Consider the following 6507-nt stretch of genomic DNA (forward strand, 5'->3'; position numbering starts at 1 on the left):
TTTCGCCTGTTCCGCTCAAAATCCATACACTTTATTTCGACAATTGGCACGCGAAATCCTTGCTACGATTAGGTTTATGGTTCATTCAGCAGACCCTAAGTAGAAAAGGGATTCTCCATCCCCATGACACAAATTCTGCATTCGGGAGCATTTTACAAAGACTATAAACACCGGAAGAAAGCATTAACCCAAGGGACACCCCGAGATAAGGGAGCGATGACATGAATCCTCTATGCTTTGTTGGAGAATTTTCTGCCATTAGGATCACCGCGCCTGCATACTCTGAACCAGATCCTATCCCCTGTAAAATTCTTAAAAGAACCAATAGCAAAGGTGCCCAATAACCGATGGAGTTATACGTTGGAACCACACCAATTAGGGTAGTCGATGATCCCATGATGATGATAGTGAGCATCAATACTTTCTTACGCCCAACCTTGTCTCCCAATGTGCCAAAAATAATACCACCAATTGGGCGAGCAAGAAAGCCAATAGCAAAGGTGGCCAATGAGAGAAGAGTACCAATGACACCACTCAACTTAGGGAAAAACAAAGTACCAAAAACCAGAGCCGACGCGGTACCATATATGGTATAATCATACCATTCCAAAACGCTACCTATCATGCTAGCCGCAATAGTTTTCAATAAGCCTTTGTCCATCGAGCCCTCGCTCCTTATGATAACGCTTTCAAATTTGACGGGTTAATAGCTCCGGGGCTAACCAACTCCACAAAATCACCCCGGAGCTCGACCTTCTACCTACTTTTGTAACAATGAATTCTGATTATTAGTCACCATTTGGGACACTGAGTACTTCTTAATAAACTTTTCATCATACACCCATCCGTATCCAGGTTCTTCACCAACTTTAACCATCCCATCCTTAATTTCCGGTCGATTCTCAAGAATATTCCACCAAATTGGATCGCGCTCGGGAACAAATGTATCTACAAATGAACCATGAGGAATAGAAGCAAGGAGGTGGATAGAAATCTGTGCTTCTTCATGATGAGCCATCCGAACGCCATAGGAAGACGCGATTGCTGCTACCCTCCGCCACTCAGTAGGCCCACCGGACCAAGAGGCATCAAAATTGCAAAAGTCGATAGACCCTTCCTGCATCAATTCACGACAGCCACTAGCCGACATTTCACTCTGGCCTGCACACACTCGGGCCCCAGACTTATATCGAACGTCTTTCATAAATTTACGATCATTGTCCCATCTACACGGCTCTTCAAAGTAAAACAGATTGTAATCTCGGACCAAATTGGCAAACTTAACAGCTTCATCGACAGTCCACCCTTGATTTGCATCCGCGATTAATACAAAATCATCGCCCACAACTTTTCTTGCTCTGATAAAGCGTTTTGCATCCTCTTCCGGGCTGAGGCCACCCACTTTGAACTTCATTCCTCTATACCCCATATCGTGCACCCGCGTTAACTCTTCCTCTATACTTACACCCGTTCCATAGTATCCACCTGTACAAATAATGGGAAGCGTATCCTTGTACCCTCCCCATACTCGCCAAAGTGGCTGCTCAGTGGCTTTCCCAAAGATGTCCCATAGCGCTTCATCAATACATGCCATAGCAACCAACCCAAGACGTCGGTCCCGCAAAATATTGAACGTAGCAGGACGTGCCAGCTCCCAAATACGTTCAATAGCTAGTGCATCTTGACCAATCATTCTGGGCGCAATTTCCTCATGAATAATACGCTGAATTTGTCCATTCCCATCATCTTCATCTCCAGTATAAATTTCACCTACAATCCCCTGATCTGTAAAAATACGAGTTAAAATGGTAGATCTATGAGTCATATGGTAATGACTTCCTTTGTAATCTGTTTCCAATGGAACCCGAACAATATCTGTCTCAATTCGTTCAATCCTAAGTTTCGGTTGATTTTTGGTATCGATTCCATTCATAAATACGCTCACTCCCTGTTATTTTTGCAAATCATATAAACATAACAGCTTGATTGATGGAAACGTTTCCGTGAATAAGGTTAAATTATCCACAATCTCTTGTCAATCAATATTCATAAATTTTTGTTTATTTTGTGTATAACAAAAAAAGCAGTCGTTAGAAGTCGACTGCAACATGTATATTTTACGTTGTATGAGCTCCTGTCAGGTTCGCAGTCCAAGCTCAACCACTAAACAAAGGCAGTCAGCGTCCGCCGACTGCCTTTGTTTGTCATGCACCCTTTCCCATATACGCCAAAATCGGTTCGTATCAAACCGCCATCGCGCAATACAGACGTTTTAGTGTTTCACGACGTACACATTTTGAAGCGGATCCATCAGTACTGGGCTCATCGAGAATCCCTTGACGTATGGTTGGACAACCGCATAGCGAATTGGCGTAAACAATGGAACCCAAGGTGCATCTGCGAGGATTTGATTTTGAATTTTGTCGTATAAATCGAGACGAGCCTGACCTTGTGGCATCACAGCTGCCTGTGCCAATTCTTGATTGACAGTCTGATTGTTATAATTGCTCCAATTGTTTAAAGGAATTTCATTGCCGTTTAGCAAGGTATTTAGAAAATCGCTGGGGTCAGGGAAGTCCTGGAACCATGCCGTGTACACCATCGGATACTTCATTGACTCGGCGTCAGCCTCATACGAAGCACTGGCGATTGGATGAATAGACACTTTGATTCCAATTTTCTGAAGATCTTCTTGAATCGACTGTACGAGGCTCCGAGTTGTCTGGTCACTCGGACACATCAGAGAGGTACTGAACCCATTCGGGTACCCTGCCTCTTTCAGTAACTGTTTGGCTTTCGTAGGGTTGTACTGGTAGTCTACATCGCTTGGCAGTTTCGTCTCATAACCTGGCATGGCTGGTGGCAGAATTTGATTAGCCGCTGCCGCGCGACCATTCTGCAAACTGACCAGACGCTGTTTGTCAATCGCCATGTTGATGGCCTGGCGGACCAACTTATTTTGAATAGGCCCAGTCGGTTTGGAATTGAGCGCTAAATAATAGGTGGCCACCAACTTTTCGCTTTGAAAATCATTCTTAAACTTCGGATTATTCTTCATGCTGATGAACGCTTGTGAAGCGATATCCTGATTCCATCCTAAGAAGGACTCCTGCCCTTGCTGAAATTTCAGTGCGCTCAACTGTTCGTTCTTATTGATGGAAATGCCCACCTCTTGAACTTTCGGTTCACCCTTCTTAAAGTAATTTGGGTTCTTCGTCATCACCATCTCGTTCCCCATCTTATAGGACTTCATCTCAAAAGCCCCTGTGCCCATTGGATGATGGTCAAACTGGGTGTTGCCGATTTTATCGATATAACTCTGGTCCACTGCCGAGAAGAACGGCATCGCCAGAACCTCCAGAAAATACGCTTGCGGCTTGGTCAGCGTGATTTCCAAAGTGTATGGGTCAGGCGCGGATAACCCAGAAATTGACTTGGCTTGTCCCTTAAAGTATGCAGTTGAACCTTGCAATATGGGATCGATAAAGCCTTCACCAGGAGAAGCGACCTTTGGATTTAACACCCGTTGAAACTCGTCGATAAAACTTTGAGCCGTCACGGGGTCACCGTTCCAAAACGTCACACCTTTACGGATGTGGAACGTATACTTCAGCCCATCCTTCGACACCGTCCAAGACGAAGCCAAATCTGGTACTATCTTCGTGGAGTTCGTCGCGTACGTCACAAGTTGATCATAAAACTGATACACAGCTTCGTCAGAACCATAGTCGTAGGCCAGCGCAGGATCTAGATGCGCAAAATCATCCGCCTCGTCAATTTGAATCGTCGCGTTCTTGTCAATCGATGCATCGGAGGCACTCGATGCATTCGTCGCACCAGTAGAACTTTGCTTCGGCGCAGCCGTCCCACAGCCCGAGATGATACTCGCAATGACGCCCATTCCTACAACTACAGCCATGGCGGACTTTTTCTCTTTCCGCATTTCCATCATCGTCAACCCCCGTCGGCAATTTACTATTTGGTTCATATAGTTTCGATAACTATATCAACTTTCCTGAAGTATATCACTACTCTATTCTTTCCACTCGCAAAATTCGATATATTTCGCGCAAAACTGCACATAAGGCCTAGCTAAAAGACACCAGTCACTAAACCGGCGTCTTTATGGGAAAACCTAAGTGTCCTAATAAGACACAGGCATGTCTTACATCGGTCAATCCCGACAAAATCTGCAAATAGTGTAAGTATCGTACTTTATCTGCTCTGCCGACGGCGAAGGTGCTTATCGGCAATCGCCGGCGGTGTATCGTTGTAGTTGTCTGCTGGATTGAGATCGGTACCGGGCGGAACGATTTCGTCTATGCAATCGAGAATTTCCTCGTTCAATGTGATGTCTACTCCGGCCAAGAGACCGTCGAGTTGTTCCTGCGAGCGAGGTCCCACAATCACAGAAGAGACGCCCGGGTGCGCCAGAACGAACGCCAGCGCGAGGTGCGGCAACAAAATACCCGTTTCATTGGCGAGGGCATTCAGCTTCGAAAGCGCCTCCACTTTAGCCTGATTCGCAGGCAACGCCGTGTCGTACATCGAAGGCCGTCCCTTCACCCGATGACTATCCATCTGGTTGGCCCGCCCCGATAGCCAGCCGCCATTCAGTGGGCTATACGTGAGAACCCCTATGTGATAGCGCTGTGCTGTCGGCAACACGGCGGCTTCCGCTCTTCTCGTGAAAATCGAATAAATCGGCTACTCCGAAACAAACCGATGATAGCCGCCTCGCTGCGCAGCCCATTGCGCTTCGACGATGCGCTCAGCAGGAAATGTCGATGAACCAATCGCTCTCACTTTTCCGTCGCAAATCAAATCCGATAAGGCCGACAGTGTCTCACTGATGTCAGTGTGATAGTCTGGACGGTGTATCTGATAAAGATCGATATAATCGGTGCGAAGTCGGCGCAAACTATCTTCAACCGCGTGTTTAATCCAACGTGCAGACCCGCCCTGTTGATTGCTGTCCGCCCCCATAGGCAGCCCGAACTTGGTTGCAAGAATTACCTCGTGCCGACGGCCCGCCAATGCCTTGCCGACGATTTCCTCCGATTCGCCATTCGAATAGACGTCCGCCGTGTCAATCATATTGATGCCAGCGTCGAGTGTTTTGTGAATGATACGGATAGAATCGTCGTAATCGCGGTTGCCCATTGCACCGAACATCATCGTCCCCAGCGTAAATTCGCTCACAAACATACCTGTGTTACCGAGAACTCTCTGTTTCATGCACTTAATTCTCCTTATCTATCACTTGATGTCGCTTCTACACGGTCGTAGAACAGGGCGCGCAGCATACAGACAGTTACGATATCCGCCTGAATCATCACCCCCTTACCAGCTCCTCATCCTAAAATAATCGTTCGTTCGTTTATTGAACGTTAGGGGAGCAGACGCTCACGCCTTGATGGCATCCCAGCTCATCCGAATGACCATATTTAAATTTTCGTCATTCGCTTTGGTTCCATCATAAAAGTGGGATCGGGCGAAACTCATTACAGGATAGTAGATAAACGACAACAACAATGAGTTATCAATGGGCTTTAACTGTTTCTCGCGTTTACCGCGCTCAATCAATTCATAAATAGGATGAAACATCTGTTTGGCTTCCTCCCCAAGGCCCAATCGCACAATCATAGGGGACGAGGAAAATTGCTCAAGAAACAAAAAATAATCCTTGTTACTGACAACGAAGTCCACTAGGTTGCGAATCATCTGCTCATGGGCATCGACGACTGGCATGGACAACGTGAGATTCGCACCCATACCACGACTCATCTTTTCCTTTACATTCAAGTAAAGTTTGCGAAACATATCCTCCTTGTTCTCGAAATACACGTAAATGGTCGACGATGAAACGTTAGCATGACGGGCAATTTTCGACATGGAGATATCCGCAAACCCAATTTCGTTCAAGAGTTGTAAGGTAGCTGTAAAAATCGCTTCTCGCTTATTTTCGTCTTTCTGTCTCATGCAGTTAAAATAAACGATCGTTCGTTCTGTGTCAATTAAGGTATTCCCTAACGCGATTCGGACAGAACACCCCCACCTACGTGTTATCATGAATACAAAGACATTTCCGACGATATTGCACAGAAACTGGCTGACAATCAAACACGCTTTAGTCGCGATTGTCCATCGGACGCTTTGGGAGGAATGACGATGCATATTGTAGTTCTCGGCGCAGGTGCCGTCGGCGGATACTTTGGTGGCAGGCTCGCAGCCGCAGGCACAAAGGTGACTTTTCTAGTTCGCGAACGCCGATACCAGCAACTGAAAGCGACAGGTCTCCATGTCCAGAGCAGCCACGGGGATTTCCACATTGCCCCGACACTAGCCGTATCCCCTGACGACATAGACCATCCCGACGTCCTGATATTGGCCGTTAAAAACTATAATTTGAGCGTTTTGCAGATTTATAAGGCCTTGTAGGACAAGGGGTGTGAAGACATGAAAAAGGACTTCACCCCAACCTTCGAGAAGATTTCAAGTGACCAA

The 6507-nt window shown here is 46.4% G+C and carries 5 protein-coding genes and 1 pseudogene; 1 reads left to right on the top strand and 5 read right to left on the bottom strand.

The annotated features are described in order from the left end of the window. Window positions 1-85 precede the first annotated feature (85 nt). From J3482_RS19175 to J3482_RS19195, 5 genes and pseudogenes are all read right to left on the bottom strand, one after another. Window positions 86-661, bottom strand: coding sequence for an MFS transporter (locus J3482_RS19175; protein WP_206922956.1), 576 nt, complete (start codon window positions 659-661; stop codon window positions 86-88). Between the two features lie 99 nt (window positions 662-760). Beyond that, a complete protein-coding gene (locus J3482_RS19180; RefSeq protein WP_146822986.1) occupies window positions 761-1933 on the bottom strand; it encodes a mandelate racemase/muconate lactonizing enzyme family protein in 1173 nt (390 codons plus the stop codon). 339 nt (window positions 1934-2272) lie between these two features. Continuing rightward, on the bottom strand, window positions 2273-3949 hold the full coding sequence (locus tag J3482_RS19185; protein ID WP_206922957.1) for an ABC transporter substrate-binding protein: 1677 nt from the start codon (window positions 3947-3949) through the stop codon (window positions 2273-2275). A 266-nt stretch (window positions 3950-4215) separates the two neighbouring features. Beyond that, window positions 4216-5238 (bottom strand): annotated as a pseudogene (locus J3482_RS19190) (aldo/keto reductase). 168 nt (window positions 5239-5406) lie between these two features. After that, on the bottom strand, window positions 5407-5982 hold the full coding sequence (locus J3482_RS19195) for a TetR/AcrR family transcriptional regulator (protein WP_206919704.1): 576 nt from the start codon (window positions 5980-5982) through the stop codon (window positions 5407-5409). A gap of 189 nt (window positions 5983-6171) precedes the next feature. Between J3482_RS19195 and J3482_RS19200 the strand changes: the two genes are divergently transcribed. Beyond that, window positions 6172-6441: a ketopantoate reductase family protein gene (locus tag J3482_RS19200; protein ID WP_206919701.1), complete on the top strand. Its 270-nt coding sequence runs from the start codon at window positions 6172-6174 to the stop codon at window positions 6439-6441. Window positions 6442-6507: the final 66 nt, after the last annotated feature.

The sequence above is a fragment of the Alicyclobacillus suci genome, assembly GCF_017329615.1.
GTDB lineage: Bacteria > Bacillota > Bacilli > Alicyclobacillales > Alicyclobacillaceae > Alicyclobacillus > Alicyclobacillus suci.

Excerpts from the sequence above, each read along its gene's own strand:
- J3482_RS19185 (WP_206922957.1), bottom strand. The coding sequence starts at position 3,949 with ATGGAAATGCGGAAAGAGAAAAAGTCCGCCATGGCTGTAGTTGTAGGA.
- J3482_RS19195 (WP_206919704.1), bottom strand. The coding sequence starts at position 5,982 with ATGAGACAGAAAGACGAAAATAAGCGAGAAGCGATTTTTACAGCTACC.
- J3482_RS19200 (WP_206919701.1), top strand. The coding sequence starts at position 6,172 with ATGCATATTGTAGTTCTCGGCGCAGGTGCCGTCGGCGGATACTTTGGT.
- J3482_RS19180 (WP_146822986.1), bottom strand. The coding sequence starts at position 1,933 with ATGAATGGAATCGATACCAAAAATCAACCGAAACTTAGGATTGAACGA.
- J3482_RS19175 (WP_206922956.1), bottom strand. The coding sequence starts at position 661 with ATGGACAAAGGCTTATTGAAAACTATTGCGGCTAGCATGATAGGTAGC.